The 16,478-nt window shown below is 41.6% G+C and carries 16 protein-coding genes; 5 read left to right on the top strand and 11 right to left on the bottom strand.

The features are described from left to right. Positions 1-432 precede the first annotated feature (432 nt). The 4 genes from ACFSCZ_RS04850 to ACFSCZ_RS04835 all read left to right on the top strand — a co-directional run bounded on the left by ACFSCZ_RS04850 (position 433) and on the right by ACFSCZ_RS04835 (position 3,181). Positions 433-1,593 carry a pyridoxal-phosphate-dependent aminotransferase family protein gene (locus ACFSCZ_RS04850; protein ID WP_380772649.1) on the top strand — a complete coding sequence of 387 codons (1,161 nt, stop codon included), beginning with the start codon at positions 433-435 and terminating at the stop codon, positions 1,591-1,593. A gap of 193 nt (positions 1,594-1,786) precedes the next feature. Then, positions 1,787-1,963 (top strand): transposase, encoded by a 177-nt coding sequence (locus ACFSCZ_RS04845; protein WP_380772648.1) that lies wholly within the window; start codon positions 1,787-1,789, stop codon positions 1,961-1,963. A gap of 260 nt (positions 1,964-2,223) precedes the next feature. Further along, on the top strand, positions 2,224-3,060 hold the full coding sequence (locus ACFSCZ_RS04840; protein WP_380772707.1) for an IS3 family transposase: 837 nt from the start codon (positions 2,224-2,226) through the stop codon (positions 3,058-3,060). Continuing rightward, the gene (locus ACFSCZ_RS04835; protein WP_380772647.1) at positions 2,996-3,181 is read left to right on the top strand and encodes an IS3 family transposase; all 186 of its coding nucleotides are present in this window, start codon (positions 2,996-2,998) and stop codon (positions 3,179-3,181) included. The genes ACFSCZ_RS04840 and ACFSCZ_RS04835 overlap by 65 nt, the downstream gene beginning before the upstream one ends. A 99-nt stretch (positions 3,182-3,280) precedes the next feature. On the opposite strand, the gene ACFSCZ_RS04830 is transcribed toward ACFSCZ_RS04835, so the two are convergent. The 11 genes from ACFSCZ_RS04830 to ACFSCZ_RS04780 all read right to left on the bottom strand — a co-directional run bounded on the left by ACFSCZ_RS04830 (position 3,281) and on the right by ACFSCZ_RS04780 (position 14,840). Continuing rightward, positions 3,281-3,970 carry a lysozyme inhibitor LprI family protein gene (locus tag ACFSCZ_RS04830; RefSeq protein ID WP_380772646.1) on the bottom strand — a complete coding sequence of 230 codons (690 nt, stop codon included), beginning with the start codon at positions 3,968-3,970 and terminating at the stop codon, positions 3,281-3,283. Positions 3,971-4,405: 435 nt separating this feature from the next. Next, on the bottom strand, positions 4,406-4,885 hold the full coding sequence (gene rlmH / locus ACFSCZ_RS04825) for a 23S rRNA (pseudouridine(1915)-N(3))-methyltransferase RlmH (RefSeq protein WP_380772645.1): 480 nt from the start codon (positions 4,883-4,885) through the stop codon (positions 4,406-4,408). 117 nt (positions 4,886-5,002) lie between these two features. Next, entirely contained in the window at positions 5,003-5,170 is a 168-nt protein-coding gene (locus ACFSCZ_RS04820; protein ID WP_380772644.1) for a CxxH/CxxC protein, read from the bottom strand. Between the two features lie 165 nt (positions 5,171-5,335). Next, positions 5,336-6,442 (bottom strand): S1C family serine protease, encoded by a 1,107-nt coding sequence (locus ACFSCZ_RS04815; protein WP_380772706.1) that lies wholly within the window; start codon positions 6,440-6,442, stop codon positions 5,336-5,338. A 283-nt stretch (positions 6,443-6,725) separates the two neighbouring features. After that, positions 6,726-7,520 (bottom strand): MBL fold metallo-hydrolase, encoded by a 795-nt coding sequence (locus tag ACFSCZ_RS04810; protein WP_380772643.1) that lies wholly within the window; start codon positions 7,518-7,520, stop codon positions 6,726-6,728. A gap of 5 nt (positions 7,521-7,525) precedes the next feature. Then, positions 7,526-8,335, bottom strand: coding sequence for a two-component system regulatory protein YycI (locus ACFSCZ_RS04805; RefSeq protein WP_380772642.1), 810 nt, complete (start codon positions 8,333-8,335; stop codon positions 7,526-7,528). Between the two features lie 2 nt (positions 8,336-8,337). Then, positions 8,338-9,645, bottom strand: a complete 1,308-nt coding sequence (locus ACFSCZ_RS04800; protein ID WP_380772640.1) for a YycH family regulatory protein — start codon at positions 9,643-9,645, stop codon at positions 8,338-8,340. Beyond that, positions 9,642-11,468: a cell wall metabolism sensor histidine kinase WalK gene (walK, locus tag ACFSCZ_RS04795; RefSeq protein ID WP_380772638.1), complete on the bottom strand. Its 1,827-nt coding sequence runs from the start codon at positions 11,466-11,468 to the stop codon at positions 9,642-9,644. Before walK ends, ACFSCZ_RS04800 begins: the two co-directional genes overlap by 4 nt. Positions 11,469-11,474: 6 nt before the next feature. Next, entirely contained in the window at positions 11,475-12,182 is a 708-nt protein-coding gene (gene yycF / locus ACFSCZ_RS04790) for a response regulator YycF (protein ID WP_380772637.1), read from the bottom strand. A gap of 630 nt (positions 12,183-12,812) precedes the next feature. Next, the gene (locus ACFSCZ_RS04785) at positions 12,813-14,189 is read right to left on the bottom strand and encodes a VWA domain-containing protein (protein ID WP_380772635.1); all 1,377 of its coding nucleotides are present in this window, start codon (positions 14,187-14,189) and stop codon (positions 12,813-12,815) included. Positions 14,190-14,303: 114 nt separating this feature from the next. After that, entirely contained in the window at positions 14,304-14,840 is a 537-nt protein-coding gene (locus ACFSCZ_RS04780) for a recombinase family protein (RefSeq protein WP_380772634.1), read from the bottom strand. 169 nt (positions 14,841-15,009) lie between these two features. Here ACFSCZ_RS04780 and ACFSCZ_RS04775 point away from each other — a divergent pair, with 169 nt between their 5' ends. After that, positions 15,010-16,464 (top strand): SulP family inorganic anion transporter, encoded by a 1,455-nt coding sequence (locus ACFSCZ_RS04775; RefSeq protein WP_380772633.1) that lies wholly within the window; start codon positions 15,010-15,012, stop codon positions 16,462-16,464. Positions 16,465-16,478 lie beyond the last annotated feature (14 nt).

Here is a 16,478-nt window from a genome sequence, read left to right as displayed (position 1 = left end):
ACTAAATAAAATTCATTTTTATAACAACATTAGTACAAATCGCTTGGTAAATATCATTTCTTAATGAAATGGGGGACTGTCTGTAAAATTGGCTATTCATGTTATCCGGCTATTCAGAACTTCAATCCAGAATATATACATCTATAATATTTTTTTACTTAGATGCCACAACAAAGTCTGTGTCCTTCTGATTATTCATGATGATGTTACGAGTATATATGGCCATTCTTACCATTAGGATTTTATGATTCTCCTTCATTGAATTCAATTTTTATATAATTTTGCCCGAAAAATTTCAAATTATATAAGGGTCCGTAAATTTGGTATGTTAAACTGACCCCTGGATTTTAGGATAAGTTGACACTTTTAAACATACCACTTATTTGTTAATGTTATGCCATAAAATAAACCGATTGAAAAGGAAAGATTACTATGAGATTTAAACCGAGCTATGCACCAGGACCAACGGACGTACGTGAGAATGTATGCTTAGCTTCAGCTAAAAAAACAAATAACCCTGATTTTGATCAAGAATTTATCCACTATTATCATCAGGTATGCCAAAAGATGGGCCAGGTTATGGGTACTGCAAATGAAGTACTGCTGCTTGCCGGAGAAGGGATTCTGGCTTTAGAAGCTGCTTGCGCGAGTTTGACAGAACCCGGTGACCGTGTCCTTGTACTTGATAACGGTATATATGGCAAAGGTTTTCAAGATTTTGTCAAAATGTATGGAGGAGAACCTGTCGTTCTAAGTTTTGACTATCATAAAGACATACCTGTTGAAGCAGTAAGCGACTATTTAGAAAAAGATCATGACTTCAAATATGCAACATTTGTCCATTGTGATACACCGACATCCATCATAAATGATGTCAGCCAACTTTCTCCCTTACTAAAAGAATATGGCATACTAACAGTCGTTGATTCAGTAGCTGGCATGGTTGGTGAACCCATCGATGTCGACCAAAATCAAATCGATATATGCTGTGGAGGTACTCAAAAGGCGATTTCAGCACCTACTGGCTTAGCTATCGTTTCCATTAGTGAGGACGCTAAAAAAGCGATGAATGATCGAAAAACACCCATTGCTTCATATTATGCAAACCTACAAACTTTCAATGGGTATATGGAAAAAGGGACCTTACCTTATACGATGCCCGCAGGCATGATAGAAGCTTTAGATGTGGCCTTGGACAATATTTTACAAGAAGGTCTATTGGCGGTTTATAGGCGGCATGCGAACATCGCCAACGCCGTGCGAACATCTGTACAAGAATATGGACTCACATTATTCTTAGAATCGGGATACTCCAATACGGTAACAGCAATCATCATTCCGGAAGAAATAGGTGCATTGCAATTGCAACAATATATTCAAGAAACATATAATCTATACCTCGCCACATCTTTGGCGCAATATGAGGATGTCCTCTTGCGTATTGGTCATATGGGGGAAAATGCCTTCTATGAAAAGGTTCTGTCTGTTTTAACCGTGATCGATAATGGCCTGCGTGATTTAGGTTTCAAAGCAAAGGGTAATCTTGGACAACTCTTCCTGGATGCCTACAAAGCAGAAAATGAAGAGCAATAACGATTCTACAAATCGTTTCTCGGCAGCGGCCTTTAAAGGGGGGTTGTCTTAAAACAAAAAATGTCGGGCACCAGCCGTAATATTCGGGAAAAACAGCTGCAAAATTAAGTGGGAGTGAAAACTAAACCGCGAAGCAAGAGGGTACCTACCCCCGAAAGTTAGAGTAGAAAATCTAATTTTCGGGGGTGTTTTTATGGCTAAATATAGTGAAGAATTTAAAATAAAGCTTGTCACCGAGTATTTATATGGCAACCTAGGATATAAATCATTGGCAGAAAAATATAATATGGGTAGTGAAACATCAATAATTGAATGGGTGAAAGTCTATAAGTCTCAGGGAATGGATTTGGTTAAAAAGAAGGCAAACTAGGGAGATGTATCCTGTCCAATTTAAATTAGATACAATACAATTTGTGTTAAAGACAGGTGCTTCTTTTTTAGAAACTGCTGTTCAATTTAATTTGAACAAGCCTTACTAAATTAGGCGCTGGATGAAAGAATTTAAGGAACAAGGTGTAGAGGGCCTGGAACCGAAATTAAAGGGGCGACCTTCTATGTCCAAGAAATCCAATAAACCAAAGAAAAAGGAAGAAATAAAGTTAACACGTGAAGAAGATCTGGAACGTGAGAATGAACTACTATGCTAGAAAATGCGTACCTAAAAAAGTTGAGAGCTTTTCGGGAGAATCTGAATGCCTTCCACGAAAAGCACAAACAAAGTTGGCATTCGAACTCAAAGAAGAAGGATTCCGATTAAAAGATATTCTCCTTGTTGTGGGTATTCCTGAAGCAACCTATCACTATCATGTAAAAAATTTTGGAAAAGAAGATTCAGATGCAGAAATAAAAGAACTGATTAGACACCAATTTAAGCAATTTCATGAACGCTATCGTTATAAACGAATTACAAAGGAATTAAAGAAATTAGGACATTGCGTTAATCATAAAAAAGTGTATCGGCTGGCTTATGCGGGAATTAAGTTGAAATGTGTAAAATTTATGCAGAAATCTCGGAAATACAACTCCTATAAGGGCAAGGTTGGAAAGGTAGCGAAAAACCTTATATCCCGCCGTTTTAACACACCTATTCCTCTTCAAAAATTAGTAACTGACATTACAGAATTCAAATGTCTAGGCGAAGAGAAGTTGTATTTAAACCCTATTCTTGACCTTTATAATGGAGAAATTATTTCGTTTGGAATTAAGAAGCGTACAACATTGGATCTTGTCATGGAACCTTTAGACGAAACAATTGAGATCATAAAGAATCACGCAACCTACCGTACTGACGTCCACTCGGATCAAGGGTGGCATTACCAACACAAACAATGGGTAAAAACATTAAAGAAAAATAAAATATTCCAAAGTATGTCACGTAAAGCACTGCGCAGACAACGCCTCGATGGAGAATTTCTTTGGCATTTTAAAGCAAGAAATGTATTATGGGGAAAAACTAGTAAGCTATGAGGAATTAAAAAGAAGAATAGAAGAATATATCTACTGGTATAACAATGAACGATCCAAAGAAAAATTGACTGGACTAAGTCCGGTCCAATACCGAACTCAATCCAGCCAATCAGCTGCATAATAAAAACTCTAGCTTTGGGGGTAACCACCGAGCCGTACGCTCCCTCACTTACACGGTTTAGTTTTCACTCCCGCCAACATTTAATATCGAACCTTATTTTCAATCTGTCATATATTCATTTACTAATTCATAGCATCTCTCCTTTGTTGATTCGTATAGAGATATATAATATGCGACATTTTCAAAAGTTCCGCCTTCATAATTTTTTCTTTCCTCATTTGCTTTATTTTCTTTCTCTTCTATCCAATTTATTTGCTTGTATTTTAATTCATTCATTTTCTCCGGAGATAACTCTTTTTGCAGGAAATCATAAATATCATTTAATGCTTGGTCATACTTTTCGTAAGAGATTCCATAGTAGTTTTTCATAGCGTTAGTAATACCTTTATCGGAATCCTTCTTTTCCGGTAAGGCATCAAGTTCTTTTTGGATGTTTTGCAATTTTTCAAGGAACTCTGTCCTTCCATCCACTTTTGTTAATGTATTTGTTGTGTTGTCTCCTTGAATATTTTTATTGATAGTATTCGTCGAAACTTCTTTGTCTGTATCATTTGGTTGTTCAATTGATATTGAATCCGAAGGGGTATCAGCACTATTGTCTGATTTGTTTATACTTTCAGTAGTTGAACCCTTAGAATCAGAAGTAGTATCTGCAATCTCAACTTCTTCATTAGACTCTGACTCATTACTGATTGCATTGGTATCTGCAGATGAATTGCTGCATGCAGACATCCAGACTATAAAAAGAACTAATAGGAATGCCACAATAAAAATTCTCACCTTTTCCATTATTCCAACTCCAATCTCTTATTCTTAATTACTTCATCATAACAAAAATAGACTCCTATTATTTAAAGGCCGAATAATACTTTTCAATCCTATGAGCAGTTAAATTAATAAAATATTACTGAAAATAAAAGAAGTATAAAAAGAGTTTGATGATACAGGTCTTGGCACAATGATTAGTAATTGTTAATTATAATTAGAAACTTTACGCCAATTTACATAACTGTATGGGTGGGAAGTAGAGAAATGGAAAAGTTTCTTTTTCTGTAACTTACAAAAAATACACCTGATTATGAAAAATAATAACTTAACTTTGGTTATCTCGCCCTTAGTAATCTATCACTTAATATAATTAGAGATAAACCGAGGGATTTAGCCAAATAAAAAAAGGCATATTTCATATCCATTGTTTGGCCGTCAACTAATTAAAAACCCCATTTACTTATGGTACGGTTCACCCCTTAAAATCCTAAACGCCCGATACACCTGCTCCGTCAAAATGAGCCTCATCAATTGATGCGGAAACGTCATTTTTGAAAATGACAGAGATTCATCTGCACGCTTCATTACCTCTTCGCTCAGGCCGAGTGATCCGCCGATAACAAAAATGACGCTGTTTTTTCCGGACGCTGACAAACGGCCGATATGCTCCGCGAATTGCTCGCTGCTCTTTTGTTTGCCTTCAATAGCCAAGGCGATCACATAAGCATCAGGATGGATCTTATCAAGGATCCGGCCGCCTTCTTTTTTCTTGATTTGCTGCATCTGCGTATCGTTGAGGTTTTCCGGGGCTTTTTCGTCAGGGAGTTCTACGATGTTGATTTTTGTGTAAGCCAATAGACGTTTGAGATACTCAGCAATTCCCTGTTTCATATGCTTTTCTTTTATTTTTCCGACAGCTATTATCGTGATGTTCATTTCATGTAAAGATCCTTTCTCCTAGATTACACACGGGTTACAAACATATAACAAACAGCTTGTCCACAACACTTATCCACATATCCCCATAAGTCATCCACATCTTGTATAGGAATGTTAGTTCCCCACAATATATTCTGCTGCATTTTTGCAAAATTCACAGGGTGTGGGTAACTTATCTTTGTCTTTTTTTGTATCGATCTTCTTTAAAATGGGGGCTGTTTCATATTCATCTACAGCCCTATCCAATGCCAGTTCTACATGCTCTTGACAGCAGTAAATCATATACTTTCCCTCTTTTCCATCATTTTTCTATCTCATTTTTCATTAAGCCCCTTGTCCTTTATCCACAACCCACTTTACCACTAAAAAGTTTACTTTAACAAGGTTTCATTTAAACAAGTCTTCAACCAAAAAAACGGGAAAGCACTCCGGCCTTCCCGCTTTTCTTTATAATCTTGTATCATCTGTTAATTCGAGGGTTGTTTCCTGTTTCTCTCCGCCTCTGTAATACGTGACGGTCATCTGATCGCCGACATTTTTGTTATTGTAAAGATATTTGCGGAGTTCAATGACGTTTTCGACCTCTTGATCGTCAAGTGCGACAATGACATCCAGTTCCTGCAACCCGCCTTGATCTGCAGGGGAATTAGGAACCACTTGCTCAATCATAATACCTGTCGTGACATCTTCAGGAAGCTTTAAGGTCTGTTCTTGGTGATAGGCAGAAATTTCTGCGACATCCCGAAGGGTGATACCCATAGCCGGACGTCTGACTTCACCGTATTTCTCCAGGTCACTAATGATCGGTTCTACATAATTGACAGGAATGGAGAAGCCGATTCCTTCCACTGCCGACTGGGCTATCTTCATGGAATTGATCCCTACAAGCTGGCCGGCAATATTGACAAGGGCCCCGCCGCTGTTCCCCGGGTTAATTGCCGCATCCGTTTGGATAACTTCGGCATTCCAGTCCGGTACGCCGTCCCTATTAATATCTACCGGCACGGTACGGTTAACGCCTGAAACGATTCCCTGCGTAACGGACCCGGCAAATTCAAGACCCAGCGGGTTTCCAATAGCAAGGACAGGTTCACCAATCCGCAGCGTTTCAGAATCTCCAAATTCGGCAATAAACGAATCTTCTATTTCCTTAGCATCAGTGGAGACAACCGCCAAGTCCGTCCATACGTCCGTTCCCTCCAGTTCACCGGGAACTTTCCTTCCATCAGACAAGGTGACTTCCAGCTGCTGTGCACCTTCCACCACATGATGGTTTGTTACTATGTACGCCTTGTCTCCTTCTTTCTTATAAAAGACACCGGATCCAACCCCTGCCGCCTGTTGATCTTCTTCACCCGCTGACCAGAATCCGGCGGTTTGGATATTTGTAATTCCTACGACCGTCTGAGCTGCTTTATCTACAGCCTCTGTTACGTCCGTCGTTACATCAAGAGACACTTTCTCGCTCGGACCCTTTCCTTGTTCTACTGTGGCCGCCTGTTCCCGTTCAATTTCGGAATCGCCGCCTCCACCCAATAAAGGCGGATACAGCATGGCAACAATTAATGCACCGATGATCCCGCCAACCAATCCGGTTAAGAATCCCTTTCCGCCGCCTTTTCTAGGATTTTCCTCATTAAATGCCACTGCTCACCATTCCTTTCATCAGCTCCATGCCAATAAGTTTCCCTTCTATAACATAATTATAATCTCTAGACACTGAAAGCACATAAAAAAGCTGTTGTTTTCAAATAAATGTAAAAAAGAAATGGAAAATAAGCGGTGAATCCCGTCTATCTTTCATTTCTTTTCCTTCATTGGTGAGGGTTAAACCTTTTTACACAGCAGAAAGCTCTGTGGGGATGGCCGGATCAGTATCAAAAAGTTCAAATTGAGTGCCGATTTCAATTCCCCTGGAAGCCAATGTCTGGGCAACACTCATCCTTGCCAGGTCTTTCATGTTATTATCTTTGCTTAAATGGGCCAGATAGATCCGCTTGGTCCTGTCGCCTACAACCTCACTCATCGCCAGAGCAGCATCCTCATTCGAGACATGCCCGACATCGCTTAAGATCCTTCTCTTAACATTCCACGGATACCTGCCCATTCTAAGCAATTCCGTATCATGGTTGCTTTCAAATATATATACATCAGCGTCCTCAATGATTCCTTTCATCCGATCGCTCACATATCCGGTATCTGTTATCAGAACAAGCTTCTTATCACCCATTCTAAAAATATAAAACATCGGTTCAGCTGCATCATGGGACACACCGAATGATTCAACATCCAAACTCCCAAAGGATTTTACGGTTTCCATCCCAAACGTAAATTTTTGATCGGTAGAAATCTCCCCCAGCATGCCGTCCATTGCTTTCCATGTCCGCTCATTCGCATAGACGGGAAGCTTATACTTTCTCGCCATGACCCCAAGACCTTTAATATGATCGCTATGTTCATGGGTGACGAAGATCCCGTCCAGCTTGGCAGGATCACGGTCGATCAGTTCCATCAGCTGCCCAATTTTTTTGCAGCTCAAACCTGCATCCACCAAAAAAGAATGTTCTTCTGTCTCTATATAAAAAGCATTTCCTGAGCTCCCGCTTGCAAGTACACTAAAGTGCATTGACATTCTTTTCACTCCATCATCACCGTTTTGTCCTCTTCCGAATTTCCCTCTATGACTTGTCCTTCAAATGCATTTACAAGCATGGATTCCTGCTCCCCGTTATGCTCTGCAACAATATGCCAGGTAGGTGTCAAAACCTGGGTTGCCTCCATGTTTACGACTGTATAGTAACCAAGCTCCGCTTGGACAATGTCGGAATCAGGCTGCAGCAGCCGATTTCGATAAACAGCTTTCACTGCTCTTATTGCAGGCAGCACTTCCTCTTTTTCACTGATCGGCTCGAACGTTTCAAGCATCGTTTGCTCATAGGACTCGATTTTCCTGTCATTATCCATATAAAAAACAATATGGGCGCTCCTGTTTTTAAAAAGGATCTTATCCTTATACTTCTGGTAAAAAGTTATCGTCCCGGCCTCTTCATCATAATGGCCAAAAACATACTGTTCTCCATACAGGACAGAACTTTTTACAAGCTGTTCAATCTCCTGTATATCAAAATCTTCCTCCACCAGAATAGGATGCCTCAACTCAGAATAGATGATCGAATCATCTACGATGGTGACGGATTGGTCTTTGAGATTTTCTACCTCTTTTTCTGAAAAACTTTTTGTATTGGCACTCATGTACTGATCTTTCACCTGATCATTCGGAAGTCCGCTGTAATCAATTCCATCATTGTTCAAGTTTTCTTCCAAAGAGACATCTGCTTTAACCTCAAGCTTGTTGACCTCTTGCTTATTCAATAATTGTGTCAGGAGGTAAATATCCAGGATTAAGAACGCGATGATAAAAATCGTCTTCAACTTTCCCCAATCCAACTTTATTCCCCCCTTGTTTCCGCCTTGTCATATTGTTCCCAACTGCCGTCGTACAGGTAATACCAGGCAGGTTCCAGAATGAAAACCTTCAAGTTCTCCGGATCTTCATACAGCCTGTATCCCAGTGTCAGCATGTTCAGTTTCCCTTGTTCAATTTTCGGATCTGACAGCAATGAATCCAATACGTCTTTACCTGATGGCATATTTGCCTTTTCAGGGTGCGGCAGCGGTATATCCAAGGTGAAATAAGGCCGTTGGTACTGATAAATTTGTTCCTTCCCCCAGAACAGTTTAATTTCAGACATCCCTTCATTATTAAATACAGGGTACCCTTTAAAGTACAACTGGAACGTTGTTCTCTGTGTAGCAGGATCCACACCAGTATATTTGTAATTGTCGGTCCATCCCGCATGCTCATTAATAAACTCTATGCTTTTCTTTAACAGGTCCGGGTCAAAGGGGTTGCTTCTTGCCTCCAGCGCCTGGCTCGGGTTGATGTAAAAAATCATGTAACTGGTCATATCCACATTCATGAGACTGGTGCCATCGGTGTACTTTTCGCCATCCGGGCTTCCGTTTCTTCTTACATAACTCGGATCCTTAAACAACGCATTTTGAAACTTATCCGGTTCTATAAAATCAGCGTAATATTTATATTTGTACATCACTGATTTTTCAGCGGCAACATACGTCTGCCTTCCGTCCGGAAGCTCATATGATTCAAATGAAAGCATTTCATCCAATTCGCCTCCCAGCCGGCTGAAAAGAGCCCGAATATGGTCATGACTCACATGGCTTTCGTACACTTTGCCTTCTTCCGTCGAAATGAAAAAGGCAACCCCATCTCCGTTCGCCCAGTTATCCGATTGAATAATCAAGCGGTCAAAACTGCCGGACGGAATGGTTTCCGTTTCAAAGCGCAAAATTCCTTTATACACATTAAATGGCATATAATCAGGGTATATCAGCTCCAATGAGTTTTCATTTTGTGACAGAGCCTGAATTTGGTTCCGCGATAACTCCTTTTCTTCGCCCAAGTCATAAAACGTCCAGCTGCTGAGTTCATGGAGTGTTTCTTCCACTGATTTTTCATCCACAATGCCAAAGTGATCTCCGTCTACATGAAGGAGTAGTTTGAATGGCCTGATTACATCACCAACATCTTTAGGATCGGAGATGGACACTTCGTGTACATTTTTTTCATCATCAAATTCATAGGTCGGTTGGAATATCCACAGGTTCCAGGTCAGTACCACACTTGTAATAACCAAAAAAACGAGCAGCACTGATTTGATTCGTTCATATTTCACGACCAATCATCCTCTTGTTCCGAATCATATGGAAGCGTAAAGAGAATGGTTGTCCCTTTTCCTTCTACGCTTCTTGCCCAAATATCTCCTCCATGGGCACCTATCATCTCTTTTGCAATAGCCAGTCCGAGTCCGGTCCCCCCCAGTCGTCTTGTTCGGGCCTTATCCACCCTATAAAAACGTTCAAATACTCTTTCGAGATTTTCTTTCGGAATCCCCAGCCCCTGGTCGCTGATGCTGACTTCAATCTGCCCGTCTAAAACTTTCACCTTAAAAGTTACCCGACCGCCTTCAGGCGAATATTTCAGTGCATTGGAAATGATATTATCAATCACTTGGGTTAATTTATCTTCGTCTATCTGGATGAAAATAGCCTCTTTCGGCAGAATTCTCTTAAAGACGATGTGACTTTCTTTGATCATCTCAAAACGGTCGATGATATCATTGAAGAAAGTGACAAAATCTACCCAAGTCTTATTGATTTCATAGTCCTTGCTGTCCATTTTGGACAGTTTTAAAAGGTCATTTACAAGCCGGATCATTCGCTCCGTCTCATTTTGGGTAACATCCAGAAAACGCGGAGCCAGCTCTTTATCCTGAATAGCCCCCTCAGCCAATGCTTCCAGATAGCTGCGCATTGTTGTAAGAGGCGTTCGCAGCTCATGAGATACATTCGCTACAAACTCCCTGCGTTCCGCTTCGATTTTTTCCTCTTCGGTAACATCATGGAGCACAACAATCAGCCCGTTCACAAATCCTGTATCCCTTTGGATTACCGAGAAATTGGCGCGTAAAATAAAAGCTGAATCCTTTGTGCTGTAGTCCAAAAGAATAGGTTCCTGCTGATCGAGCAAATCATCAAACGTATAATGGTCATCGAGCAAAAGCATTTCTGTTACAGGCTGGGAAATTACTGTTTCACGTGAAACACTCAACATTTTGGATGCCTGCTCATTGATGAGAATGACTCTTCCTTTCCGATCTGTCGCAATCACGCCGTCCGTCATATTAGAAAGGACAGAAGATAGCTTGCGCCTCTCCCCTTCAGTCATTGCCTGTGCTTCCTGGAGCTTTTTCGTCAAATGATTAAACGAATAGGCCAGCTGTCCAATTTCATCATCACCGTAAACATGGACTTTTCTTGAAAAATTTCCTTTTGCCATCGCCACTGCCTGCCTTTTCATATCGGTAATCGGTCTTGTGATTGTCCTGGCCACAAGGATACCGAGGACAGCAGTAATACACATGGCGATTAATGTACCGGTCATAAAGATTTGATTAATGTCTTCCAGCTGTTCAAAAACCGTTTCTATCTTTGCGACAAGATATATGGACCCTGCAACTTCCCCGCCAATCTTAATAGGAGCCGCTAAAATCCACACGCGGTCCCCTGACTGTTTATCGATAAAAATCTTATCTTCTTTTTTTCCGCCGGCCAAAATCCTTTTGACCATGACATCGGTTGTTTTCTGACCGACGATACTTTGATTGCTTCGTTCCGATGATCCAACGATGATGCTTCTGTTGTTAATGACGCGGACTTCTGATATATCCTGGGCCGAGAAGTCCATAAGGAGCTTCCTTACTTCATCTTCAAGCGGAGGAACGGTTTCGTCCGCGCGGTCTTTCATCATTTCTTCGACTAAGCTGTATTCGAGCAAGGGGAGTCTTCCTTCAATAGACTGCTTGAAATTCTGGATAAGCTGTTCTTCCAGTTTGTTTACGAAGTAGACTCCTATGATTTGCATTGCCAATAAAATAAGCAATAAATAGACCGTGACAAATTTTACATGGATCGATCGAAAAAAACCTAATTTTTGCATAAAGGACTACTCCTGTTCAGGTACGCGTAAATAGTAGCCTACTCCTCTTCTCGTAACAATCCACGCAGGATGGCTCGGATTGTCTTCTATTTTTTCTCTGAGACGGCGTACCGTTACATCCACCGTCCTGACATCCCCAAAATAATCATAACCCCATACCGTCTGGAGCAAATGTTCACGGGTCATCACTTGGCCGCTGTGCTTTGCCAAGTAATGGAGAAGCTCAAATTCACGGTGTGTCAGTTCAATCGTTTCTCCATTCTTGGATACAACATACGCGTTTGGATGAATGGTCAGCGAACCAATTGTTATTTCATCATTTTCTTCATCGGTCATTTGATCTGAAATTTGCGCATGGCGGCGTAAATTTGCCTTGACCCGGGCAATCAATTCCCTTGTGCTGAAAGGCTTCGTAACATAATCATCCGCACCTAACTCAAGTCCTAGCACCTTATCAATTTCTGAGTCCTTGGCTGTCAGCATAATAATCGGCATTTCGTGTTTTTTGCGGATTTCTCGGCATACTTCCATGCCGTCACGGTTGGGAAGCATAATATCCAGCAGCACCATGTCAGGCTGCATTTCTTCAACGAGATTCAAGGCCTCATCACCATCGTAAGCACATTGAACAGAGAATCCCTCTTTCTTTAAGTTAAACTGAAGAATATCTGCAATCGGCTTCTCGTCATCCACTACAAGGATTTTCTTTTCCACAGCCCTTCTCCTCCCATTTCAATTACATATCTAATATATTGAACTGCGTTTATTTTTAATCTCTCAATCTCCCTATTTTAGCATAAAAAAAGGATTGGTCCAAGCAGGCTCCTGATGAGCCGGACCAATCTCTCTTGATTAATAAAAGCGGACAGGCACTGCGGCCAACACAGGCAAAGTCAGTTCCCGAAAAGGCAGCTTTTCTAAGCAGCCGGCTTCAGCTATAGTGTAAGGGGAGCTTCCCGGAATATGGCAAGTTCGCTGCTTCGACTATATATGCCCTGAAAGTGCTGGGGACAAAGTGTGCTAAGTAATAGACTTAAAGCTGGACACTAGAAATATAGAAGACTGGCGCTTTGAGGTAACATAGGGCTGCCCCGCTTCCTGCAAGGCCGGCAGCGCCGGTTCCTCGTCAGAGGAAATGTTAAAAATAAAAAAGCACTGCGAGAGGCTATGTCGTCGCAATGCTTTTTGAAATATGATGTAATGTCTAAAATATTATCATACACATTTTTCATGTGCAACAAGTATCGACACGGTTTTCCAGCCATTTAAACCTGTTTTTCACAATTGTCACAGATTGTTTAAAATTGAAAGCGCTATCCTGTGATTATTCTCATTGTATGCCTGTCAATATTTTTTATGATAGTATTCCTGCCACTTATGATTGCCTTCATCATAAATTTCTCTCCACACTTTGTTTCCGCCGTCGTAGGCTTCCCGCCATTTTTCATTTCCTGTATCATACCCGTATCTCCAAATTTTTTGCTGGCGGTCATAGAGTATACTCCACACTTTGTTTGTCAGATCATACTCATCTTGAATTCCTTCTTGGGAAAGGGCTTGCTGCAGGTCCTCAGCACGCTGGAACTCTGTCTGGGACTTATCCATAATGGACTGGCCCAGGTCTTGTGCTTCCTTCAGCAGCTCCTGCTGTTGGTTATGTACCTCTTTTAAGCTTTCATTTTTCCATTCTTCCCAGGCATCCATCAGCCGCTGATACTCTTCCTGCCAGTATTTCTCCACATCCTGCCTGGAGTTGGCAAGTGTAAATTCTCCGTTTCCGGCTTTGGCTACTTCTTGGAGCATCTTCTGTGCTTCATTGTCTATCTGAAAGCCAATGATGTTAATAATCGGTTTGACTCCTTCTGCAGCCAGTTCCTTTGCTTCTTTCACCGGGTCCCCATCACAGGTTTCAATCCCATCGCTGACGACATAAATAACAGCAGAACCTGCATCTTCAGGTATGTCGTTGCGTGTTTCAGCAATCGCCTTTCCAATCGGTGTCCAGCCTGCGGGCTTCACTTCTTTCAAGGCAGACTGGATGTCATCAGGTTCTTTGCCGCCATTATAGATGGTTTCTGTAGATATGCAGGAACGCGCCTGATCCTCATCGCTGCCGGTCCCTTCATGTCCATAAACACGAAGTGATACTGTACTTTCCTTTGGCAGGACATCGATAAAACTCATTATGGCACTTTTCGCTTCTTCCATTCGGGTACCGCTCTTGTTCTGCGCATTCATGCTGCCGCTCGCATCCAATAATATTGCGTAGTGAACGCCGCCCATGGCCGGCTCCTCTATTTCCTCATCGGGACGTTCGCCTGATGCTTCAACTGCAGGATCAAATTTGATCAGCTTTTGCACTTCTTCATGATAATCCTCAGCGGTCAATTTTAAAATGGCTTCGGCATATTGCTCAGCTGTCAGGTCAGTAGGCAGATCTTTTAATTTTTGAACGGCCGCTTGCCCATCATATTGATCCCCGCTGAATTCACCGGGCATCCTCATTAAATACTGTTCATTTTCCGTCAAATCCCTAGGCAGATCTTGAGGTTCATAAAATTCCGGATCTCTTTCCCACCATGCCTCTTTTGTTTCCCCCTCCTGCTTGGCATTGGCTCCCTCTTCTTGGGATTTGGCCTTTTCTTTTTGTACATCTTCAGCCTTACCGCAGCCGGCAGCCAGGAAGCTGCAAATGAATAACATCCATAATGTTTTTTTCACAACCGTCTTCCTTTCCACACAGTCTCTATTCATCATAGCTTTGTACGAAGATGAGAAAAATCCTTCCTTTTTCCTAACAAAGTGGCCCACACAGGAAAAAAGAAGGATTCTATGTTAGTTCTCCAAGTATCGGTAAAGAGTTGATTTGCTTATGCCAGTCTGTTCCCTGATTTCGTTCAAGCTGTATTGTTTGCTTTGATACATTTCGATTGCTTTTTGGACATTTTCATCCGGCTTTCTCGGCCGTCCTGTTGAGATCCCCTTTTGTTTTGCTCTGTTCAGTCCCTTTTTTGTTCTTTCACTGATTACATCACTTTGGAATTCCACCATGTGCTTGACAATGGTGCGAAATGAATATCCTTGCACATCGTTTGTGTTGATTTCTTCACGAATGGACTGGAGGACGGCACCCTTTTGGTCTATAACATCCAGGAGTTCCACCAAATGGCGGGTAGAGTCTGCCAACACATACAGCTTGGCCACCACCACCTGATCCCCTTTTTGGAGATGGTCAATCATGTCACTCAGTTGAACTCTTCGTTTGGCTGAGGCATGTTCTTCTCTGGCGATACGGTCGCAGTGAGCAAGTTTTTTTAACTGATCTTCGCAGGTTGGATCTTCCTGCAGGGGTCGGACATACCCAATCAACATGTACGTTCTCCTCATTTCATTCTTGCTTTTTATATCTTACCACAAAAAATAATGGTTTTTCTTCCCTAAATGGTTCCTTTTTGGGACGAATGATGTTAGACTGTAGCTTGTGTTGTTTTTTCTTAATGCCAATCAATTATTTTACTATATAGAAAAGGAGAAAGATAGAGTGACCGAAAGAATAAAGAAAGAATGGTTTTCAAATATCCGAGCAGATATTTTGGCAGGGATCGTTGTTGCACTTGCTCTCATTCCCGAAGCCATTGCATTTTCCATTATAGCCGGGGTCGACCCGATGGTTGGCCTGTATGCATCTTTTTGTATTGCGGTAATTATTTCCTTTGTCGGCGGCCGGCCGGCCATGATTTCAGCAGCAACCGGCGCCATGGCCTTGCTGATGGTGCCATTAGTGAGAGACCATGGGTTAAATTATTTATTGGCTGCAACGGTTTTAACAGGAATCATTCAGCTGCTGTTTGGTATTTTTAAAATCGCCAAGCTGATGAAATTTATTCCTAGAGCAGTAATGATCGGTTTTGTTAACTCCTTGGCCATCCTGATTTTTATGGCTCAAGTGCCGCATTTTTTGGGAATATCCAATACGACTTATCTATTTGTCGCGCTCACCCTCGCTATTGTGTACATTGTTCCAAGGTTTGTGAAAGCCATACCTGCACCGTTGATTGCCATCGTGCTTTTAACAAGTGCAGCCATCTATGCCAATATGGACATGCGGACAGTCGGAGATTTAGGTAACATTACAAGGTCATTGCCGGAGTTTTTTATCCCGGATGTGCCGTTTAATTTTGAAACATTAGCCATTATATTCCCATATTCCTTCGCTCTGGCGATTGTCGGATTGCTGGAATCCTTATTAACCTCTTCAATTGTTGATGATATGACAGGAACGGACAGCGATAAGAACAAAGAATCTAGAGGACAGGGAATTGCCAATATCGTAACAGGTTTTTTTGGCGGTATGGCCGGCTGTGCCATGATCGGCCAATCGGTTATTAACGTGAAGTCTGGCGGACGCGGAAGATTGTCCACATTTGTTGCAGGGGTTTTCCTTATGTTCCTCATTATCGTTCTGGGGGACCTTGTCGTCCAAATCCCCATGCCGGTCCTTGCGGGAATTATGATTATGGTATCCATCGGAACATTTGATTGGTCTTCCTTTAAGTATATTGTGAAAGCTCCCAAGAGTGATGCAGCAGTCATGCTGGTTACAGTCGCCATTGTACTGGCCACAAACGACTTATCAAAAGGGGTTATTGCCGGCGTGGTCTTAAGTGCAATTTTCTTTGTTTCGAAGATTTCCAAGATCAAGGTTAAAGAGAACATTAAGCAAGACCGTTTGACTTTTGAGGTGCATGGACAGTTGTTTTTTGCTTCCGTTGAGAGTTTCGTAGAATCATTTGATTTCTCATTAAAAGACTCGACCATCACCATTGACTTTGCAAACGCCCATATCTGGGATGATTCGGCCGTGGGCGCAGTAGACAAAGTCGTCTTGAAATTGCGGGAAAATCATAATACAGTTCATATTACAGGATTGAATTCTTCCAGCAAGAAAATTGTAGACCGATTGGCTGTTTACAATGACGCCAAGCTGGTAAGTTAGCACATATTCAAGGG

It is taken from the genome of Siminovitchia sediminis (assembly GCF_042680885.1).
Taxonomy (GTDB): domain Bacteria; phylum Bacillota; class Bacilli; order Bacillales; family Bacillaceae_C; genus Siminovitchia; species Siminovitchia sediminis.
Note: the sequence above shows the minus strand (reverse complement) of the source record. Positions and strands in the feature narration are given on the sequence as shown.

What these genes read in the sequence shown, in the direction of transcription:
- ACFSCZ_RS04850 (WP_380772649.1), top strand. Translation starts at nt 433, where the DNA reads ATGAGATTTAAACCGAGCTATGCACCAGGACCAACGGACGTACGTGAG.
- ACFSCZ_RS04845 (WP_380772648.1), top strand. Translation starts at nt 1,787, where the DNA reads ATGGCTAAATATAGTGAAGAATTTAAAATAAAGCTTGTCACCGAGTAT.
- ACFSCZ_RS04840 (WP_380772707.1), top strand. Translation starts at nt 2,224, where the DNA reads ATGAACTACTATGCTAGAAAATGCGTACCTAAAAAAGTTGAGAGCTTT.
- ACFSCZ_RS04835 (WP_380772647.1), top strand. Translation starts at nt 2,996, where the DNA reads ATGGAGAATTTCTTTGGCATTTTAAAGCAAGAAATGTATTATGGGGAA.
- ACFSCZ_RS04830 (WP_380772646.1), bottom strand. Translation starts at nt 3,970, where the DNA reads ATGGAAAAGGTGAGAATTTTTATTGTGGCATTCCTATTAGTTCTTTTT.
- rlmH (WP_380772645.1), bottom strand. Translation starts at nt 4,885, where the DNA reads ATGAACATCACGATAATAGCTGTCGGAAAAATAAAAGAAAAGCATATG.
- ACFSCZ_RS04820 (WP_380772644.1), bottom strand. Translation starts at nt 5,170, where the DNA reads ATGATTTACTGCTGTCAAGAGCATGTAGAACTGGCATTGGATAGGGCT.
- ACFSCZ_RS04815 (WP_380772706.1), bottom strand. Translation starts at nt 6,442, where the DNA reads ATGCTGTATCCGCCTTTATTGGGTGGAGGCGGCGATTCCGAAATTGAA.
- ACFSCZ_RS04810 (WP_380772643.1), bottom strand. Translation starts at nt 7,520, where the DNA reads ATGTCAATGCACTTTAGTGTACTTGCAAGCGGGAGCTCAGGAAATGCT.
- walK (WP_380772638.1), bottom strand. Translation starts at nt 11,468, where the DNA reads ATGCAAAAATTAGGTTTTTTTCGATCGATCCATGTAAAATTTGTCACG.
- ACFSCZ_RS04780 (WP_380772634.1), bottom strand. Translation starts at nt 14,840, where the DNA reads ATGTTGATTGGGTATGTCCGACCCCTGCAGGAAGATCCAACCTGCGAA.